This is a genomic window from Paracoccus ravus (assembly GCF_004522175.1).
Lineage (GTDB): Bacteria > Pseudomonadota > Alphaproteobacteria > Rhodobacterales > Rhodobacteraceae > Paracoccus > Paracoccus ravus.
Genome location: NZ_SDEB01000001.1, coordinates 241,041 through 258,887 on the forward strand (window position 1 = coordinate 241,041; position 17,847 = coordinate 258,887).

General features: G+C 63.6%; 19 protein-coding genes. 3 read left to right on the forward strand and 16 right to left on the reverse strand.

All coding sequences use genetic code 11. The annotated features are described in order from the left end of the window. Positions 1-6: 6 nt before the first annotated feature. Positions 7-2,559, forward strand: coding sequence for a translation initiation factor IF-2 (infB, locus tag ESZ60_RS01300; RefSeq protein ID WP_134678594.1), 2,553 nt, complete (start codon positions 7-9; stop codon positions 2,557-2,559). Between the two features lie 156 nt (positions 2,560-2,715). Here the strand turns inward: infB and ESZ60_RS21655 are convergent, their stop codons facing one another. The 4 genes from ESZ60_RS21655 to ESZ60_RS01315 form a co-directional block, all read right to left on the reverse strand. Further along, the gene (locus tag ESZ60_RS21655; RefSeq protein ID WP_280633990.1) at positions 2,716-2,847 is read right to left on the reverse strand and encodes a hypothetical protein; all 132 of its coding nucleotides are present in this window, start codon (positions 2,845-2,847) and stop codon (positions 2,716-2,718) included. Positions 2,848-2,961: 114 nt separating this feature from the next. Next, positions 2,962-3,360 carry an 8-oxo-dGTP diphosphatase MutT gene (gene mutT / locus ESZ60_RS01305; RefSeq protein ID WP_134678595.1) on the reverse strand — a complete coding sequence of 133 codons (399 nt, stop codon included), beginning with the start codon at positions 3,358-3,360 and terminating at the stop codon, positions 2,962-2,964. Then, a complete protein-coding gene (gene argJ / locus ESZ60_RS01310) occupies positions 3,357-4,730 on the reverse strand; it encodes a bifunctional glutamate N-acetyltransferase/amino-acid acetyltransferase ArgJ (protein ID WP_134678596.1) in 1,374 nt (457 codons plus the stop codon). The genes mutT and argJ overlap by 4 nt, the downstream gene beginning before the upstream one ends. 3 nt (positions 4,731-4,733) lie before the next feature. Continuing rightward, complete coding sequence (locus ESZ60_RS01315; protein WP_134678597.1) at positions 4,734-5,579, reverse strand: peptidylprolyl isomerase; 846 nt, start codon at positions 5,577-5,579, stop codon at positions 4,734-4,736. 218 nt (positions 5,580-5,797) lie between these two features. Here ESZ60_RS01315 and secA point away from each other — a divergent pair, with 218 nt between their 5' ends. Continuing rightward, the gene (gene secA / locus ESZ60_RS01320; RefSeq protein ID WP_134678598.1) at positions 5,798-8,503 is read left to right on the forward strand and encodes a preprotein translocase subunit SecA; all 2,706 of its coding nucleotides are present in this window, start codon (positions 5,798-5,800) and stop codon (positions 8,501-8,503) included. Positions 8,504-8,545: 42 nt separating this feature from the next. Here the strand turns inward: secA and ESZ60_RS01325 are convergent, their stop codons facing one another. Further along, complete coding sequence (locus tag ESZ60_RS01325; RefSeq protein ID WP_134678599.1) at positions 8,546-9,262, reverse strand: response regulator; 717 nt, start codon at positions 9,260-9,262, stop codon at positions 8,546-8,548. Then, on the reverse strand, positions 9,259-9,777 hold the full coding sequence (locus ESZ60_RS01330; protein ID WP_134678600.1) for a MarR family winged helix-turn-helix transcriptional regulator: 519 nt from the start codon (positions 9,775-9,777) through the stop codon (positions 9,259-9,261). Before ESZ60_RS01330 ends, ESZ60_RS01325 begins: the two co-directional genes overlap by 4 nt. A gap of 151 nt (positions 9,778-9,928) precedes the next feature. On the opposite strand from ESZ60_RS01330, the gene ESZ60_RS01335 reads away from it, so the two are divergent. Further along, the gene (locus ESZ60_RS01335; protein ID WP_134678601.1) at positions 9,929-10,798 is read left to right on the forward strand and encodes a branched-chain amino acid aminotransferase; all 870 of its coding nucleotides are present in this window, start codon (positions 9,929-9,931) and stop codon (positions 10,796-10,798) included. A 66-nt stretch (positions 10,799-10,864) separates the two neighbouring features. On the opposite strand, the gene ESZ60_RS01340 is transcribed toward ESZ60_RS01335, so the two are convergent. The 10 genes from ESZ60_RS01340 to folD form a co-directional block, all read right to left on the reverse strand. After that, complete coding sequence (locus ESZ60_RS01340) at positions 10,865-11,056, reverse strand: hypothetical protein (RefSeq protein ID WP_134678602.1); 192 nt, start codon at positions 11,054-11,056, stop codon at positions 10,865-10,867. A gap of 63 nt (positions 11,057-11,119) precedes the next feature. Further along, positions 11,120-11,584, reverse strand: coding sequence for a PTS sugar transporter subunit IIA (locus ESZ60_RS01345; protein ID WP_134678603.1), 465 nt, complete (start codon positions 11,582-11,584; stop codon positions 11,120-11,122). 79 nt (positions 11,585-11,663) lie between these two features. After that, positions 11,664-12,239 (reverse strand): ribosome hibernation-promoting factor, HPF/YfiA family, encoded by a 576-nt coding sequence (gene hpf, locus ESZ60_RS01350; RefSeq protein WP_134678701.1) that lies wholly within the window; start codon positions 12,237-12,239, stop codon positions 11,664-11,666. A gap of 159 nt (positions 12,240-12,398) precedes the next feature. After that, positions 12,399-13,142: an LPS export ABC transporter ATP-binding protein gene (lptB, locus tag ESZ60_RS01355; RefSeq protein WP_134678604.1), complete on the reverse strand. Its 744-nt coding sequence runs from the start codon at positions 13,140-13,142 to the stop codon at positions 12,399-12,401. After that, a complete protein-coding gene (gene lptA / locus ESZ60_RS01360; RefSeq protein ID WP_134678702.1) occupies positions 13,142-13,624 on the reverse strand; it encodes a lipopolysaccharide transport periplasmic protein LptA in 483 nt (160 codons plus the stop codon). Before lptA ends, lptB begins: the two co-directional genes overlap by 1 nt. A gap of 61 nt (positions 13,625-13,685) precedes the next feature. Further along, on the reverse strand, positions 13,686-14,264 hold the full coding sequence (locus ESZ60_RS01365) for an LPS export ABC transporter periplasmic protein LptC (protein ID WP_134678605.1): 579 nt from the start codon (positions 14,262-14,264) through the stop codon (positions 13,686-13,688). 4 nt (positions 14,265-14,268) lie between these two features. Then, entirely contained in the window at positions 14,269-15,213 is a 945-nt protein-coding gene (locus tag ESZ60_RS01370; RefSeq protein ID WP_134678606.1) for a KpsF/GutQ family sugar-phosphate isomerase, read from the reverse strand. Positions 15,214-15,222: 9 nt separating this feature from the next. Further along, positions 15,223-15,837 (reverse strand): ribonuclease D, encoded by a 615-nt coding sequence (locus ESZ60_RS01375; protein WP_134678607.1) that lies wholly within the window; start codon positions 15,835-15,837, stop codon positions 15,223-15,225. An 87-nt stretch (positions 15,838-15,924) separates the two neighbouring features. Then, the gene (purU, locus tag ESZ60_RS01380) at positions 15,925-16,809 is read right to left on the reverse strand and encodes a formyltetrahydrofolate deformylase (protein ID WP_134678703.1); all 885 of its coding nucleotides are present in this window, start codon (positions 16,807-16,809) and stop codon (positions 15,925-15,927) included. A gap of 93 nt (positions 16,810-16,902) precedes the next feature. After that, positions 16,903-17,790: a bifunctional methylenetetrahydrofolate dehydrogenase/methenyltetrahydrofolate cyclohydrolase FolD gene (gene folD / locus ESZ60_RS01385; RefSeq protein WP_134678608.1), complete on the reverse strand. Its 888-nt coding sequence runs from the start codon at positions 17,788-17,790 to the stop codon at positions 16,903-16,905. Positions 17,791-17,847 lie beyond the last annotated feature (57 nt).

Consider the following 17,847-nt stretch of genomic DNA (forward strand, 5'->3'; position numbering starts at 1 on the left):
AGCGGAATGAGCGATACTGACGGAAAGAAACCCCTGGGTCTTGGTGGCGGCGCTGGTCGTTCGGGCCAGGTGAAGCAAAGCTTCAGCCACGGTCGGACCCATAACGTCGCGGTCGAGGTCAAGCGCAAGCGCGTGGTCGTTCCGGGGAAACCCGGCGCGGGTGCGGGCAATTCGCGCTCGGGCTCTTCCTCGACGATCGGCGGCGACCCCTCGAAACGCCCGGCCGGGATTTCGGATGCCGAGATGGAGCGCCGCCTGGCCGCCCTTCGCGCCGCCAAGGCCCGCGAGGTCGAGGAAGCTGCGCAGCGCGAAGCCGAGGAAAAGGCCCGCGAAGAAGAGCGCGAGCGTCGCCGCCTTGAGCTGGAAGCCAAGGAGCGCGAGGATCGCGAACGCGAGGAAGCCCTGCGCCTGAAGGCCGAAGAGGACGAGCGTCGTGCCCGCGAAGCCGAACTCCGCGCCCAGAAAAAGGCCGAGGTCAGCAAGCCCAAGGCACCGGAAGCACGCCAGACCCCGGCCGATCGCGCCGCAGCCGAGGCTGCCGCCGCCCGCGCCGAGACCAAAGGCGTCACTTCGGCCGCGCCGCGCAAGACCGAACGCGACCGCGATCCGCGCGGTGGTGCCGATGACCGCAACAACAATCGCGACAAGAACCGCGACGATAACCGCCGCACCGGCAAGCTGTCGCTGACCCAGGCTCTGGACGGTGAAGGCGGTCGCCAGCGCAGCCTCGCCGCGATGAAGCGCAAGCAGGAAAAAGCCCGGCAGAAAGCCATGGGCGGTGCCCAGCGTGCCGAAAAGCAGGTCCGCGACGTGCAGCTTCCGGAAACCATCCTGGTGTCGGAACTGGCGAACCGCATGGCCGAGCGCACCCCGGACGTCATCAAGTCGCTGATGCGCATGGGAATGATGGTCACCGCGAACCAGGCCGTCGATGCCGACACCGCTGAACTGGTGATCGACGAATTCGGCCATCGCGCCGTCCGCGTCTCGGATGCCGATGTCGAACAGGTCATCGATCAGGTCGAAGACAAGGCCGAGGATCTGCTGTCTCGTCCGCCGGTCATCACGATCATGGGTCACGTCGACCACGGCAAGACCTCGCTTCTGGACGCCATCCGCAAGGCGAATGTCGTTTCGGGCGAAGCCGGCGGCATCACGCAGCATATCGGCGCCTATCAGGTGAAGACCGAATCCGGTGCGCTGCTGACCTTCCTCGACACGCCCGGTCACGCCGCCTTCACCTCGATGCGTGCCCGTGGCGCGCAAGTGACGGATATCGTCGTGCTGGTCGTCGCTGCCGATGACCAAGTCATGCCGCAGACGGTCGAGGCGATCAACCACGCCAAGGCCGCCAAGGTCCCGATGATCATTGCGATCAACAAGGTCGACAAGCACGGCGCCGATCCGCAGAAAGTCCGCACGGACCTGCTGCAGCACGAAGTCGTCGTCGAGGCGATGTCGGGCGACGTGCAGGATGTCGAGGTTTCGGCCAAGACCGGCCTGGGCCTGGACAAGCTGCTGGAAGCCATTGCGCTGCAGGCCGAGATCCTCGAACTGAAAGCCAACCCCGAGCGCGCGGCCTCTGCCGCAGTGATCGAGGCCAAGCTGGACGTGGGCCGCGGCCCGGTCGCGACCGTTCTCGTGCAGAACGGCACCCTGAAGCGCGGCGACATCTTCGTCGTCGGCGAGCAGTGGGGCAAGGTCCGTGCGCTGATCAACGATCAGGGCGAGCGCGTCGACGAAGCCGGTCCGTCGGTTCCGGTCGAGGTGCTGGGTCTGAACGGCACGCCCGAAGCCGGTGACGTGCTGAACGTCGTCTCGACCGAGGCACAGGCCCGCGAGATCGCGGATTACCGTATCTCGGCGGCCAAGGACAAACGCGCTGCCGCCGGTGCCGCGATCACGCTGGACCAGATGCTGGCCAAGGCCAAGGCGGACAAGAACGTCGCCGAACTGCCGGTCGTCATCAAGGCCGACGTGCAGGGTTCCGCCGAAGCCATCGTCCAGGCGCTGGAAAAAGTCGGTAACGACGAAGTCCGTGTCCGGGTCCTGCATTACGGCGTCGGCGCGATCACCGAGTCGGATGTCGGTCTGGCAGAAGCCAGTCAGGCCCCGGTCATCGGCTTCAACGTCCGCGCCAATGCTCCGGCACGCAACGCCGCCAACCAGAAGGGCGTCGAGATCCGCTACTACTCGATCATCTATGATCTCATGGATGACATCAAAGCGGCGGCCTCGGGTCTGCTCTCGGCTGAAGTGCGCGAGAACTTCATCGGCTATGCCGAGATCCGCGAAACCTTCCGCGTCACTGGCGTCGGCAATGTCGCGGGCTGTCTCGTCACCGAGGGCGTGGCGCGCCGTTCGGCCGGCGTCCGCCTGCTGCGCGACAACGTGGTCGTCCACGAAGGCACGCTCAAGACGCTCAAGCGCTTCAAGGACGAGGTCAAGGAAGTGCAATCCGGCCAGGAATGCGGCATGGCCTTCGAGAATTACGACGATATCCGCAAGGGCGATATCATCGAGATCTTCGAGCGCGAGGAAATCCAGCGCAAGCTGTGATCGCCGCGCGACGGAGCCAAGAATCAAACGGGCGGATGCAGATGCATCCGCCCGTTTTCTTTTCACCGGCGGCTGCCGCGCCAGACGGGCGCTAAACTAAAACGGGGCCTCCCGAAGGAAGCCCCGTTTTAATGTCTTCATTCTTCCGAATGATGGTCAGGCTGCCAGTACAGGCTTGCCTTCGTAGGTCTTGGTGCCGACGCGCACAACGATGTTGCCGTTCGCCACCTGCCGCTCGAAGACACCCTGGACAGAGATGTAGCTGCCGATCGTGATCGTGCGAATCATGTCCAATCCCTCCTACTCATTTCATCTTTGCCACAAATTCGTTAAGAATTAACTAATTTTGTGTAACAGATCGGCAGAAGTTGAATCCTGCGTGGAACCTGTTGTGGCAAGGCCTCATATCCAATCTCGGAGGATGGGAATCAAGGGCAGATCGGCCGGTGGCATGGGGTAATTGGACAAATTTATAGCATTCACCCAGGTTATGGCCTGACCCTCGCGCGAGAAGGGGATCCCCTCCCATTTGCGACATGCGTAAAGCGGCATCAGCAGATGGAAATCATCATAGCGATGGCTGGCGAAAGTCAGCGGTGCCAGGCAGGAATCCCAAGTCTTGATGCCTAGTTCCTCATCGAGTTCGCGGATCAGGGCCGTCTCGGGGGATTCTCCCGGCTCGACCTTGCCGCCCGGGAACTCCCAAAGGCCCGCGAGGGATTTCCCCTCGGGGCGCTGCGCCAGAAGCACGCGGCCGTCTCTGTCGATCAGCGCAACGGCCGCAACCAGAACGATCTTCACGAGCGGTAATCCGCGTTGATGTCGATATAGCGATGGGTCAGATCGCAGGTCCAGACGCGGCGCGCGGCCTTGCCCAAGCCCAGATCGACCGAAATCACCAGATTGTCGCGCTTCATATAGGCGCTGGCCCGTTCCTCGTCGTAGCCGGGGGCGCGCCAGCCATTCTCGGCCAGAACCATGTCGCCGAAACGGATGGTCAGCCTGTCGCGATCCGCCTGCGCGCCGGACTTTCCGACCGCCATGACCACGCGGCCCCAATTCGCGTCCTCGCCGGCGATGGCGGTCTTGACCAATGGAGAATTCGCAATCGCCATGGCGACGCGATGGGCGTCAGCGACGCTTGCCGCTCCGGTCACATTCACTTCGACGAATTTCGTCGCGCCCTCGCCATCCTTCACCACCTGATGCGCCAGATCCAGCATGACCTCTCCGAGCGCCTTCGAGAAGGCGCGCGCCGGAGCCGAGCGCTGATCCGTGATCGCAGCCGCAGGCGATTTTCCCGTCGCGGCCAGCAGCAAGGCATCCGACGTCGAGGTGTCGCTGTCCACGGTGATGGCGTTGAAGCTGGCCTCAAGCTGCTTGGTCAGCATTTTCTGCAGCAGGTTCGGGGCGATTTTCGCATCGGTAAAGATATAGACCAGCATGGTCGCCATATCGGGCGCGATCATGCCGGAGCCCTTGGCGATGCCGACGATCTTGATCGGCCCGCCCTCCGCCTCGATGGTCGCCGTCGCGCCCTTGGCAAAGGTATCGGTGGTCATGATCGCCTGCGCCGCCTCGGCCGCGCCGTCGATCCGCAGCCCAAGCGCGAGCTGGTCCACCATCGCCGTGATGCGCTGCGCCGGAAGCGGCTCTCCGATCACCCCGGTCGAAGAGGAAAAGACCCGGTCACGAGGGATCGAAAGCGTCTCGGCCACGCTTCCAGTGACCTTGTCCACCGCCTCTTGGCCATTGCGTCCGGTAAAGGCGTTGGCATTGCCCGAGTTCACGATGATCGCCGCGCCCTGGGTCAGATCCTGCTTGAGCGCCAGCTTGGCCTGACAATCCAGCACGCTGGCCGCACGGGTCGATGACTTGGTGAAGGCGCCCGCGATCGCGGTGCCGGGCGCGAGCCGCACCAACATCACATCGGTGCGCCCCTGATATTTCACCCCGGCCGCCCCCGAGGCGAATTCGACGCCTTCGATCATGGGCAGGCGCGGAAAGCGGGCGGGGGCCAGCGGCGAAACCAGCTTTGCGGGTTTCGCGACCGGCTGCGGATTGGCAAGGGGTGCCGCCCCCTGCCCAGCCTCGGCCATGGCCGCCTTGAGCTTTTTCACCTTTTTCTTCAGGTCTTTGATTTTTTCAGCGCTCTTGTCGGCCTTGGCCATCACTTATTCCTCCAGCAGCTCGGTCTTGCCCAAAAGCTCGGGGCTGAGCCCTTCGGTCTTTTCGACCTTGGCCTCGGTCACGCGCTTCTCGATCTCGGCCTGAACCTTGTCGCGGCGGATCTGGATGACCAGTTGCTCGCGCACCTCTTCCAGCTTGGGCGGCGTCACCTCGCGTTGGTCGATCAGCTTGATGACATGCCAGCCGAACTGGGTCTCGACCGGCTCGGAGATTTCGTCCTTTTTCAGCGTCTTGACCGCATCGGCAAAGGGCTGGACCATCTGCTCGGGCTGGAACCAGCCCAGATCTCCCTTGTTCGGTCCCGAACCCGGATCAGTCGATTTCTCGGCGGCAATGGCCCCGAAATCGCCGCCTTCCTTGACCTGCTTGGCGATGGCCTCAGCCTCTTCCTTGGTTTTCACAAGGATATGGGCGGCGTTAAATTCCACCTTAGGTTCGGTTTCGCCGCCAAAGATCTGGTCATAGGCGGTCTTCAACTCGGCATCGGTCGGCTCGGCCCCGGCAACTTTTTCCAGAGCGGAACCCGCCAGATAGGCGCGGCGCTCGATCTCGAGCCCGATCTGGTCGCGCTTGCTGATGTCCTTGGAGGCGACCTGCGCCACGGCGGTCTGCCGGATCATCTGATCCAGCATCAGATCCCAGACCGCGGCGTCGGGCAGACCTTGCGTCGCCTGTTCGTCCAGGCCCTGCCGCATGGCGATCAATTGGCCCAGCGTGATGGTTTCGCCGTTCACGGTTGCGACAACGGTATCGGCATCCTGTGCGAAGGCGGGCAGCCCCGCCATCGAGACTGCGGCCAGCGCCGTGGCGGCGAGAAGCGTTTTCAACATCCTATTCCCTCTCCTGGGACCGGTTCGTTTCGGCAGGCCCACGCCCGGTGAACCGCCGCAAGCGTTGACAGAAAGGCATACGACGCATAGATCCGGTGCAACCGAAAATGCGCGCCCGTCGCCGTTTTTCCGGCCCATGTGATAGGGCATGGCGAATGGTGGCGGCAAGTGGGCGGAACGTCCGGCGCACCCACAGATACGCGATTTTGAAGGCTCACATGCTCGGCATCGGAAACTTGGCTAAACTGGTCTTTGGCACGCCCAATGACCGCAAGGTAAAATCTGTGCGTCCCCTGGTGGCTCAGATCAACGCGCTGGAGGACCAGTTCCGCGCCCTGTCAGATGCCGATCTGGTCGCGAGGACCCGCGATATGCAGGCCCGCGCGCAAGCCGGGGAAAGCCTGGACAAGCTGCTGCCCGAGGCCTTTGCGAACTGCCGCGAGGGCGCGCGCCGCGCGCTTGGCCTGCGCGCCTTCGACACGCAGCTTATGGGCGGGATCTTCCTGCATCAGGGCAATATCTCGGAAATGAAGACCGGCGAGGGCAAGACCCTGGTCGCGACCTTCCCGGCCTATCTGAACGCGCTGGCGGGCAAGGGCGTCCATGTCGTCACCGTCAACGACTATCTCGCCAAGCGCGACGCGGAGTGGATGAGCAAGGTGTTTGCCCAGCTGGGCCTGACCACCGGCGTCGTCTATCCCTTCCAGCCCGACGAGGAAAAGCGCGCCGCCTATCAGGCCGACGTGACCTACGCCACGAATAACGAACTGGGTTTCGACTATCTTCGCGACAACATGAAGGGCTCGATAGAGCAGATGGTCCAGCGCGGCCATTTCTTCGCCATTGTCGACGAGGTCGATTCGATCCTGATCGACGAGGCGCGCACGCCGCTGATCATCTCGGGTCCCTCGCAGGACCGCAGCGAGCTTTACAAGACCCTCGATGCCTTCATGCCGGAACTGACCGCCGAGCATTACAAGCTCGACGAAAAGTCCCGCAATGCGACCTTCACCGAGGAAGGCAACGAGTTCCTCGAAAAGCGTCTGCAGGCGGCGGCTGTGCTGCCGGAAGGCCAGACGCTTTACGACCCCGAATCGACCACGATCGTCCACCACGCCAACCAAGCGATGCGGGCCCATAAGCTGTTCCACCGCGACCAGCATTACATCGTGCGCGACGGCGAGATCGTGCTGATCGACGAATTCACCGGCCGGATGATGAAGGGCCGCCGCCTGTCGGACGGTCTGCATCAGGCCATCGAAGCCAAGGAAAACGTCCAGATCCAGCCCGAGAACGTGACGCTGGCCTCGGTTACCTTCCAGAACTACTTCCGCCTCTATGGCAAGCTGTCGGGCATGACCGGCACGGCCGCGACCGAGGCCGAGGAATTCGCCGAGATCTACAAGCTCGGCGTGGTCGAGGTTCCGACCAACCGCCCGATCCAGCGTATCGACGAGCATGACCGCGTCTATCGCACTGCCGCCGAGAAATACGCCGCCGTTCTGGAAGCCATCAAAGAGGCTCATGCAAAGGGCCAGCCGATCCTGGTCGGCACGACCTCGATCGAGAAATCCGAGATGCTGTCCCAGATGCTGGATCAGGCCGGCATCGCGCATAACGTGCTGAACGCGCGCCAGCACGAAGCCGAGGCCCAGATCGTGGCCGAGGCGGGCAAGCTCGGCGCCGTTACCATCGCCACCAACATGGCCGGCCGCGGCACTGACATCCAGCTGGGCGGCAATGTCGAGATGAAGGTGATGCAGGCGCTCGCCGCCGATCCCGAGGCCCATCCGGACGAATTGCGCGCCCGGATCGAGGCCGAGCACGAAACCGCCAAGCAGGACGTGCTGAGCGCCGGTGGACTTTTCGTCCTCGCCACCGAACGCCATGAATCGCGCCGCATCGACAACCAGCTGCGCGGCCGCTCGGGCCGTCAGGGCGATCCCGGCCGCTCGCTGTTCTTCCTGTCGCTCGAAGACGACCTGATGCGCATCTTTGGTTCCGAGCGTCTGGACAAGGTCCTGTCCACGCTGGGCATGAAAGATGGCGAGGCGATCATCCATCCTTGGGTCAACAAGTCGCTGGAGCGCGCACAAGCGAAAGTCGAGGGTCGCAACTTCGACATCCGCAAGCAGCTTCTGAAATTCGACGATGTGATGAACGACCAGCGCAAGGCGATCTTCAGCCAGCGTCTGGAAATCATGCATACCGAAGAGGTCGACGAGGTCGCCGCGGATATGCGCAATCAGGTCCTGGACGATCTGGTGGACGAGTTCCTTCCGCCCCGCGCCTATGCCGAGCAATGGGATACGGATGGGCTCAAGGCGGCGATCATCGACCGTCTGAACATGGACCTGCCGATCAAGGAATGGGCGGGCCTTGACGGCGTCGACCAGGAAGCCATGCGCGAGCGCATCCAGAATTCGGTAAGCGATTATATGGCCAAAAAGGCCGAGCAGTTCGGTCCGGACAATATGCGCCAGATCGAAAAGCAGGTTCTGCTGCAGCAGATCGACGCGAAATGGCGCGAGCATCTGGTGACGCTCGAACATTTGCGCTCGGTTGTCGGCTTCCGCGGCTATGCGCAGCGCGATCCGCTTTCGGAATACAAGACCGAGGCCTTCCAGCTTTTCGAATCGATGCTGGACGGGTTGCGCTATGACGTGACCCAGCAGCTTGCCCGTATCCGCCCGCTGACCGATGCCGAGCGCGAGCAGATGATGCGCGACTATCAGCAGCAGATGGCCGACACGCAAAGCCGCATGCAGCCCGAACATGAAGAGGCCGAAGGCGGCGAAGTCTCGGGCCGCGTCGCTGGATTCGACGAGACCGACCCGACCACTTGGGGCAATCCCTCGCGCAACGACCCCTGCCCCTGTGGCTCGGGGAACAAGTTCAAGCATTGCCACGGCGCGCTGGCATGAATGACAAGGGGCCCTGCGGGGCCCCTTTTTCGTCGCACCTGATCAGTCGGGCACCAGCATGTATCCCGTGCCCCGCACGGTCTGCAGATAGCGGGGCTCCCGGGGATCCGGTTCGATCTTGCGGCGCAGGCGGGTGATCTGCACGTCGATCGCCCGTTCGGAGTTTTCGCCGGCATCATCCGCGGGGCTGCGGCCCAGATCCTCGATCAATTCCGCGCGGCTGACCGGCTGTCGCGGCGTGTCGGCGAGCCGGCGCAGCAGGGCATGCTCGGTTCCGGTCAGCCGAAGCGGCGATTCCCCCTGCCAGAGTTCGCCCTTGTCGGCGTCATAGCGCAGCTGGCCGATCGACAGGAATTTCGGCCCCCGTGATTCCGCGGCCGGTACCCGGCGCAGGATCGCGGCAATGCGCAGCAAGAGTTCGCGCGGCTCGAAGGGCTTGGGCAGGTAGTCATCCGCCCCACTTTCCAGCCCCGAGATCCGGTCCTCGGTCTCGCCGCGCGCGGTCAGAAGCAGGATGGGCGTCGACATCCGCTTGCGCAGGTCTCGGGTCAGCGAGAATCCATCCTCCCCCGGCATCATCACGTCGAGGACGATCAGGTCGAAATCCAGCCCGGCCAGCAAACGGCGGGCATGGGCCGCGTCGCGCGCGGTGCTGATCAGGAAACCGTTCCGCATCAGAAAGCGGCGCAGCAAGGTTCGGATCCGCTCGTCATCATCGACGACGAGGATATGGGCCAGCGGCTGATCGTGCTCTGTCATGTCGGGTCGGAAAGATCCTTCAGCGCCTTGAACTGGCGCAGCGTATCACGGTCCATCATGGCCTCAAGCACCTGCCTGAAGCCCGCGACGGCCTGCGGCCCCGCTGCGCGATAGGCGCTGCGCATCCGCGCGCGCTGGGTCTCGGACAGGCGGCGTTCCAGCGCGCTGCCCTTTTCGGTCAGGAACAGCAGCCTTTCGCGGCGATCGCGCAGACCGACCCGGCTTTCGACCAGCCCGTCCTCGACCAGGGTGCGGAGCACGCGGTTCAGGGATTGCTTGGTCACGCCCAGCACGTCCAGCAGCGCCGTCACCGTCAGCCCCGGCTCGCGATGGACGAAATGCAGCGCGCGGTGATGGGCGCGGCCATAATCCATATCGGCCAGGATCAGGTCGGGATCGGAGGTGAAGGCGCGATAGGCGAAGAACATCGCCTCGATCCCGCGCCGCAACTGGTCATCGGTCAGGAACAGAAGATTTTCGCCGGAGACGGGCGCGATGCCGACCTTGTTCTGCATGGTTCCCCCGTGTTGCATGGCTCTTATTACGTCAGGCTTGTTGACTTTCCAATCACCAATGGATAGCTCAGACCCCATGTTGCGCAACTTTATATGCGGATACTGACCAGCTGACGCAACAATCCGAAAAACAGACCGGCCGGAGGACAAAATGGCAGGCGCTTACGACGATCGTGACGGTAAAATCTGGATGGATGGCAAGCTTGTGGACTGGCGCGATGCCAATGTCCACATCCTGACCCACGGCCTGCATTACGCAAGCTCGGTATTCGAAGGCGAGCGCTGCTATAGCGGCAAGATTTTCAAGGGCCACGAGCATTCGCTGCGGCTGATCGAATCGGCACGCCTTCTGGACATGCAATCGCCCTATACCGCCGAAGAGATCGATGCGGCCAAGGAAGAGGTGTTGAAGGCCAATGGTTTCACCGATGCCTATGTGCGCGCGGTGATGTGGCGCGGCTCGGGCCTCGACATGGGCGTGTCGGCCGCCCGCAACCCGGTGCGCCTGGCTGTCGCGGCCTGGGAATGGGGCAGCTATTACGGTGACGCGAAATGGCAGGGTGCCAAGCTCGACATCGCCAAATGGAAACGCCCGAGCCCCGATACCATCCCGACCGCCGCCAAGGCCGCCGGCCTCTACATGATCTGCACCATGTCCAAGCACGCCGCCGAGGCCAAGGGCTGCTCGGATGCGCTGTTCATGGATTGGGAGGGATATGTCGCCGAGGCGACCGGCGCGAACGTCTTTTTCATCAAGGATGGCGAGGTCCATACCCCGCTGGCCGACCGCTTCCTGAACGGGATCACGCGCCAGACCATCATCCAGATGCTCAGGGACAAGGGCATCGCGGTGCATGAGCGCCGCATCACTCCCGAAGAACTGGAAGGCTTCCAGGAATGCTTCCTGACCGGCACGGCGGCCGAGGTCACCCCGGTCGGTCAGATCGGCGACTGGCATTTCCAGGTCGGCCAACTGACCCGCGACATCGCCGCGGATTACGAGGCGCTGGTCCGCGCCTGATCCGGCCACAGGACATGAAAAGATCGGCCGCAGCGCAATGCTGCGGCCGGTTTCGATCCGTTCGGATCAGACGCGATGTCCGCGCTCGATACGGGCGAATTCGATGATGCGCCGGCCTTCGCTGGCAGTTTCCTTGCGAGGCCTGGAATGCAGGACCGCAACCGACGGGTGCATCCCGGATTCGCGCTCCTGACGGGTGAAATTCTGCAGGCGGCCCGGGCCATTTTCCTGCGTCTTATCCGTGATATGCCGTGTCATATGGCCAAACTCCCCCATTTGGTGCCGGGCAGCCTAGCATGAATCCGGAAACACTTCACCCTTTCAGGCGGCCTTGATCCCCGGAGCGGCGGCCAGCATGGCATGCAGCGCCACCGGATCCTCATTGGCCCGCAGCTTGGCGCGCAGATCCTGATCGCGCAGCGTCCGCGAGACCAGCGCGAGTGCCTTGAGGTGATCGACGCCCGAATTCTTGGGGGCCAGAAGGGCAAAGATCAGATCGACGGGCTGACGGTCCACCGCGTCGAAATCGAGCGGCTTTTCAAGCCGCAGGAAAAGCCCGACCACATGATCGAGCCCATGCAGCCTTGCATGGGGCAATGCGACGCCGTGACCGACACCGGTCGGACCCAGCGATTCCCGCTCTTGCAGCGCGTCAAGGGTCTGGGCCGCATCCACGCCATAGGCGCTGCGGGCCTGCTCTGCAATTTCCTGGAACAGCCGCTTCTTGCTGGTGCTCTGGGTCATCGTCCGAACGGCCGAAGGAGAGAGAATGTCGCTGATCTGCATGTTGCCCGAAATTGTCCAAGTCCCGGCCACGGGTCACGTGACCGGGACAATACCTTAGAAGACTGCTCTGTCGCTCAGTCTAGACCAGATTGCGGGGGTCGATCCAGCCCACGTTGCCGTCGTCGCGACGGTGGACCACATTGACGCCCCCATGTTTCTCGTTGCGGAACACCAGAAGCGGTGAGCCGGCCAGTTCCATCTGCATCACGGCCTCGCCGACCGAAAGCGTGGGAACGCGCGTTTCCATTTCCGCGATGATGACGGGCTGCAGGCCGTTCTCCGGTGATTCCTCGTCGTCCTCATCAGCGGCCAGCACATACATGCCGGCCTGCTCGAAGGCAACTGGCTCAACCCGGTCCTTGTGGTGATCCTTCAGGCGGCGCTTGTAGCGGCGCAGCTGCTTGTCCATGCGCTCCTTGCACTGCTCGAATGCGGCATAGATCTCGGTCGATGCGCCCTTGGCCTGCACATTCAGCCCGGTCGACAGATGTACCACGGCATCGCAGATCATTTCATGCGCATTACGGGAAAAGATGACGGTCGCGTCGGTCGGTCTTTGCGAATATTTCTCCATGACTCCGCCCAGCTCGGTTTTCACATGCGTCGTGAGTGCATCCCCGACGTCGATCTGTTTTCCGCTGATCTGATAGCGCATGATGGTCCGTCCTTTCGGTTGCCCGGCCTTGCTGCACACCGCCCGCGCGGCTGTGCCGTCCGGGTTGCTGGCAGGTTCTGTCGCACCCGCCATATGATCATTTGGTGACAGTGCCCCCGAACTGTCAACGGGCTCGCGATGTCGCAGGCGACATGCCCCTCAGTTCATCCGGAAGGATTCGCCAAGATAGACGCGGCGGACCTGCGGATCGTCCACGATCTCGGAGGTGGTTCCCGATTTCAGAACATGGCCGTCATGCAGGATATAGGCGCGATCGACGATTTCGAGCGTCTCGCGCACATTGTGATCGGTGATCAGCACACCGATTCCCCGGCTCTTCAGATCATGGACAAGGCCGCGAATCTCACCCACGGCAATCGGATCGACCCCGGCAAAGGGCTCGTCGAGCAGCAGATAGGACGGGTTCGAGGCAAGGCAGCGCGCGATCTCGACCCGCCGGCGCTCGCCGCCCGAAAGCGCCATGGCCGAGGCATTGCGCAGGTGTTCGATGGAAAACTCTCCGAGCAGCGTTTCCAGCCGCTCGCGGCGGTGATGCACATCGCGGCAGACCAGTTCCAGAACCGAGTTGATATTCTGCTCGACCGTCAGTCCGCGAAAGATCGACATTTCCTGCGGCAGGTATCCGATCCCCATCTGAGCACGGCGATACATCGGCAGCGCCGTCGCGTCCTGCCCGTCGATCAGCACCTGTCCGGCATCGGGCGAGACCAGCCCGGCAACGCAGTAGAACGTGGTCGTCTTGCCCGAGCCGTTCGGGCCAAGCAGCGCCACCACCTCGCCTCGGTCCAGCATCAGCTCGACATCCCGGATCACCGGCCGCGCGCGATAGGATTTGCGCAGACCGCGCACCCGCAGCCCGGTCGCAAGCTGTGACGAGGACATCAGTTTCCTCCTGGCTGCAACACGCTGCGCACCCGGCCCGAGGCATTGGCCGTGCCGGTGGCAAGGTTCACGGTGACCGTCTCGCCGGCCAATACATTCTGGCCCTGGGTCAGCAGCACATCGCCCCGAAGCACGACATTTCCCGAATTGACATCGTAATCCGCGCTCTGCGCCTCGGCCGCGTCCTGCCCGCTGACCAGCGTGACATTGCCCGTGGCCTGCAGCGCGCTGATCCGGCGGGCATCGCCCGAGGCATAGGTCACCTCGACCCGGTCGGCCGAAAGCCGCATCGCGCCCTGCCCGATCAGGACATTGCCGGAAAAGACTGCCAGACCGGTCGCCTGATCCACCTGCAGCGAATCGGCGGTGACCTCGACGGGTGCCTTGACGTCCTGCGCATTACCGAAACCGGTCGTCTGGGCGATAGCCGCATGGGCCAGGGCCAAGGCCAGGGCAAAGGGCAGCACTGCTTGCCGGATCATCATGCGTCCTTTCTGCCGGGCGACTGGGGCCGGTCCTGCCGCAAGGTCAGGGTCGGGCGGATCATGGGCGATATATCAACCGGACTCCGCCCGTCAAATCAAGAACGTGATCGGGATCGCCTGGCGCCTTGGGCCTCAACTCCATCCCACCGGCGGTCATCCGTCCGAAAGGGGCCAACACATTGACCTCGCGATCGGCCGTGAGCCTGCCCTCGAGCAGAGCCGCATGGAATTCAGGCGCGGTCACGATCCAGCCATCCGCCGTGGTCATGCGCGCGCCCTCGGTCAGGGACATGGACTGGTCATCCAAAGCGGCGGTCCCGGCGCTCAGATCGGCGGCCCGCCCGTCCTTGGCGCGCAGGGTCACCCGGATATCGCGCATCCGGCCCTGATCCGGGCCTGTTCCCGGCTCGCCCTCGGCCGCGACGATGGTCAGTTGCGCGCCATTGCTCGTCACCCCGCTATAGCGCGGGGCCGTGACTGCCTGACGCTCGGCCAGATCCTGCGGATCGACGGTGGCATAGGGAATGGCCGGGGTGGTCTCGGGCTTGCGCCCGAGCAGGAACAGCACCGACAAGAGGGCCAGCGCCGTCAGAGGCAGGATCACGCGCAGCCAGGCGACGATGCGCGACCGCAGCATGAGGTCAGACCATCCCGCTGCGCAGGAAATCGTGGATATGCAGCAACCCGACCGGCCGCTCTTCGGACAAGACGAACAGGCTGGTGATCTTGCGCGCCTGCATTTCGGCCAGAGCCTGCTCGGCAAGGCTTTCGGGCGAAATCGAGCGCGGCGCGCGGGTCATCACCTCATGCGCCTTGTGCGACAAGAGCCCGTCCATGTGCCGCCGCAGGTCGCCATCGGTGATGATCCCGGTCAGCCGACCATCGACATCGGTGACGCCGGTGACACCAAAGCCCTTCTGGCTGATGACCAGCAGCGCCTCGGACATCGGGGACAGTTCCTCGACCAGAGGGATGTCGCGATGCATCATATCGCCGACGCGCGACAGCTTTGCCCCCAGTTTCCCGCCGGGATGGAAAGTACGGAAATGCTCGGGGGTGAACTTGCGATGCTCCATCAGGGCGACGGCCAGCGCGTCGCCAAGCGCCATGGTCATGGTGGTCGAGGTGGTCGGCACGATCCCCGAACCGCAGGCCTCGGGCGCGGCAGGCAGGACCAGCGCCACGTCGGATTGCCGCAGCAGGGTCGATTCGGGGCGGCTTGCGACCCCGATCAGGGGGATGCTGAACCGCCGCGTATGGGCGATGAGATCGGCCAGTTCCGGGGTTTCGCCACTATTCGACAGGACCAGCGCCACGTCGCTTTCGGTGACCATGCCCAGATCGCCATGGCTCGCCTCGCCGGGATGGACGAATTGCGCGGGCGTTCCGGTCGAGGCCAGCGTGGCCGCGATCTTGCGCCCGACATGGCCCGATTTTCCCATGCCCGAGACGATCACCCGCCCGCGCGCCGCCAAGATCAGCTCGATGGCGCGGTCGAATTCATTCCCCAGCCCGTCAGACAAGGCGGCCATGCCCTCGGCCTCGGCGCGGATCACCCGGCGGGCGGTATCTAGATATGCACTCATGTTCTGAACCTAGTGACGGAAGATGTCGTTTTCATCCCCCCAACCCATCAGATCCAGATGGGCGCGGGCGGGCAGGAAGTCGAAGCAGGATTGCGCGAGCGCCATGCGCCCCTCGCGGATCAGGCGCTTCTCAAGTTCGGCCTTGAGGCGGTGCAGGTGCAGCACGTCAGAAGCGGCATATTCCATCTGCGCGTCGCTCAGCACCTCGGCACCCCAGTCGCTGGTCTGCTGTTGCTTCGAGATATCGACCCCGACCAGTTCGCTGAGCAGATATTTCAGCCCGTGGCGGTCGGTATAGGTGCGGATCAGCTTCGAGGCGATCTTGGTGCACCAGACCGGCGCGGTCACGACGCCGAATGCGGCTTCCAGCGCGGCAATATCGAAACGCCCGTAATGGAAAAGCTTCACCACGCCCGGATCGGCCAGCAGCCGGGCCAGATTGGGGGCCGCGCGCTGGCCGCGTTCAATGCGGACCAGATGCGCCGAACCGTCGCCCGAGGACAGCTGCACCAGACAAAGCCGGTCCCGCCGCATGTCGAGCCCCATGGTCTCGGTATCGATGGCGACGACGGGGCCAAGCTCCAGATCGTCGGGCAGGTCGTTCTGATAAAGATGGATGCTCATGCTGGGTTCCGGCTGGGACAGGGCGGCATTGCCCCGAGCCTTACCGCCTTTCCCCCGTCGCACGCCAGCCCCCACCTTGCGAGCGCCTCAGCCCATGCGCTCGCTGGCATAAGAACCGGGCGAGGCCGGGAAGACCACGGTCTTGTTGCCATTGAGGAAGGCGCGGCGATGGATATGGGCATGGATTGCGCGCGCCAGAACCTGGCTTTCGACATCGCGGCCAAGGCTCACATAATCCTCGGGCGATTGCGCATGGGTGACGCGGATCGTGTCCTGCTCGATGATCGGGCCTTCGTCGAGATCGGCGGTGACGTAATGCGAGGTCGCCCCGATCAGCTTCACGCCGCGCTCATAGGCCTGCTTATAGGGATTCGCGCCCTTGAACGAGGGCAGGAAGGAATGGTGGATATTGATGATCCGCCCCGACATCTTGCGGCACAGCTCATCGGACAGCACCTGCATATAGCGCGCCAGCACGATCAGTTCTGCGCCCGAATCCTCGACCACCTGCATCAACTGCGCCTCGGCCTGCGGCTTGTTCTCGCGCGTGACCTTGATGCAGTAATAGGGAATATCGTGGTTCACCACGACCTTCTGGTAATCCATGTGGTTCGAGATCACCGCCACGATCTCGATCGGCAAGGCCCCGATCCGCCAGCGATAGAGCAGGTCGTTCAGGCAATGGCCGAAGCGGCTGACCATGATGACGACCTTCATCTTCTCGGCCTCGTCATGGAAGGCATAGGTCATGCCGAAATCCGCCGCCGCCGCGTCGAGCCCCGCCGTCAGATCGTCAAGGCTCGCGCCCTGCTCCGAGACGAAACTCACCCGCATGAAGAAGCGCCCGGTCTCGACATCGTCGAACTGGCTCGAATCGGTGATGTTGCAACCCTTGGCGGCAAGGTAGGTCGAGATCGCCGCCACGATCCCGCGCGTCGAGGGGCAGGTGACGGTCAGGCAATATTTCGTCATCAGGATCTCCGCTGTCCGGGGCATCGGGCCCCTCTTCTTTGGTATGAAACTATCCCTTGTGCCGGGGGCAGAACCCCCGGATCGCGCCGCGGCTCAGGCGGTCAGGCCCTGCGGCTCGGGCAAGCCATTGGCGCGGCAGCAGGCGGTCAGCGTGTTGGCCAGAAGGCAAGCGATGGTCATCGGCCCGACCCCGCCCGGCACCGGGGTGATCGCGCCCGCGACCTCCTTGGCGCTGTCGAAATCGACATCGCCGACAAGGCGGGTCCTGCCATCCTGCGCGATGCGATTGATGCCCACATCAATGACCGTGGCGCCCGGCTTGATCCAGTCGCCCGGAATCATCCGCGGCCTGCCGACGGCGGCGACGAGGATATCTGCGCGGCGACAAATCTCGGCCAGATCCTTGGTCCGGCTATGCGCGATGGTCACCGTGCAGCTTTCGCCCAGCAAAAGCTGCGCCATCGGCTTGCCGACAATATTGCTGCGCCCGACCACGACAGCGTTCAACCCGGAAAGATCCCCCAGCCGGTCGCGCAGCATCATCAGGCAACCCAAGGGCGTGCAGGGCACCATCGCCTTCTGCCCGGTGCCGAGCAGGCCCACATTCAGGATATGAAACCCGTCGACATCCTTGGCCGGTTCGATCGCATTGATCACCGCCTCGGCATCGAGATGTTTCGGCAGCGGCAATTGCACCAGGATGCCATGCACCAAAGGATCCGCATTCAGCTCGGCGACCTTGGCTATCAGGGCGTCCTGCGATGTTTCGGCGGGCAGCTTGTGTTCCCAGGAATTCATCCCCGCCTCGCGGGTCTGGATGCCCTTGTTGCGGACATAGACCTCGGAGGCCGGATCCTCGCCGACCAGCACGACCGCCAAGCCGGGCGTGATGCCCTGCTCTTTCAGCTGCGCCACGCCCGCCGCGACCTCGCCGCGGATACGGGCCGAAAACGCCTTGCCGTCAATCAATTCTGCGCTCATGCGGGCCTTCTCCTTCGCTGCACCGGCCGTGCACTGCGCAGGGGCCGCGCAGAGAAG

Excerpts from the sequence above, each read along its gene's own strand:
- infB (WP_134678594.1), top strand. The coding sequence starts at position 7 with ATGAGCGATACTGACGGAAAGAAACCCCTGGGTCTTGGTGGCGGCGCT.
- ESZ60_RS21655 (WP_280633990.1), bottom strand. The coding sequence starts at position 2,847 with ATGATTCGCACGATCACGATCGGCAGCTACATCTCTGTCCAGGGTGTC.
- argJ (WP_134678596.1), bottom strand. The coding sequence starts at position 4,730 with ATGGCCAAGGCCGACAAGAGCGCTGAAAAAATCAAAGACCTGAAGAAA.
- ESZ60_RS01315 (WP_134678597.1), bottom strand. The coding sequence starts at position 5,579 with ATGTTGAAAACGCTTCTCGCCGCCACGGCGCTGGCCGCAGTCTCGATG.
- secA (WP_134678598.1), top strand. The coding sequence starts at position 5,798 with ATGCTCGGCATCGGAAACTTGGCTAAACTGGTCTTTGGCACGCCCAAT.
- ESZ60_RS01325 (WP_134678599.1), bottom strand. The coding sequence starts at position 9,262 with ATGACAGAGCACGATCAGCCGCTGGCCCATATCCTCGTCGTCGATGAT.
- ESZ60_RS01330 (WP_134678600.1), bottom strand. The coding sequence starts at position 9,777 with ATGCAGAACAAGGTCGGCATCGCGCCCGTCTCCGGCGAAAATCTTCTG.
- ESZ60_RS01335 (WP_134678601.1), top strand. The coding sequence starts at position 9,929 with ATGGCAGGCGCTTACGACGATCGTGACGGTAAAATCTGGATGGATGGC.
- ESZ60_RS01340 (WP_134678602.1), bottom strand. The coding sequence starts at position 11,056 with ATGACACGGCATATCACGGATAAGACGCAGGAAAATGGCCCGGGCCGC.
- ESZ60_RS01345 (WP_134678603.1), bottom strand. The coding sequence starts at position 11,584 with ATGCAGATCAGCGACATTCTCTCTCCTTCGGCCGTTCGGACGATGACC.
- hpf (WP_134678701.1), bottom strand. The coding sequence starts at position 12,239 with ATGCGCTATCAGATCAGCGGAAAACAGATCGACGTCGGGGATGCACTC.
- lptB (WP_134678604.1), bottom strand. The coding sequence starts at position 13,142 with ATGTCCTCGTCACAGCTTGCGACCGGGCTGCGGGTGCGCGGTCTGCGC.
- lptA (WP_134678702.1), bottom strand. The coding sequence starts at position 13,624 with ATGATCCGGCAAGCAGTGCTGCCCTTTGCCCTGGCCTTGGCCCTGGCC.
- ESZ60_RS01365 (WP_134678605.1), bottom strand. The coding sequence starts at position 14,264 with ATGCTGCGGTCGCGCATCGTCGCCTGGCTGCGCGTGATCCTGCCTCTG.
- ESZ60_RS01370 (WP_134678606.1), bottom strand. The coding sequence starts at position 15,213 with ATGAGTGCATATCTAGATACCGCCCGCCGGGTGATCCGCGCCGAGGCC.
- ESZ60_RS01375 (WP_134678607.1), bottom strand. The coding sequence starts at position 15,837 with ATGAGCATCCATCTTTATCAGAACGACCTGCCCGACGATCTGGAGCTT.
- purU (WP_134678703.1), bottom strand. The coding sequence starts at position 16,809 with ATGACGAAATATTGCCTGACCGTCACCTGCCCCTCGACGCGCGGGATC.
- folD (WP_134678608.1), bottom strand. The coding sequence starts at position 17,790 with ATGAGCGCAGAATTGATTGACGGCAAGGCGTTTTCGGCCCGTATCCGC.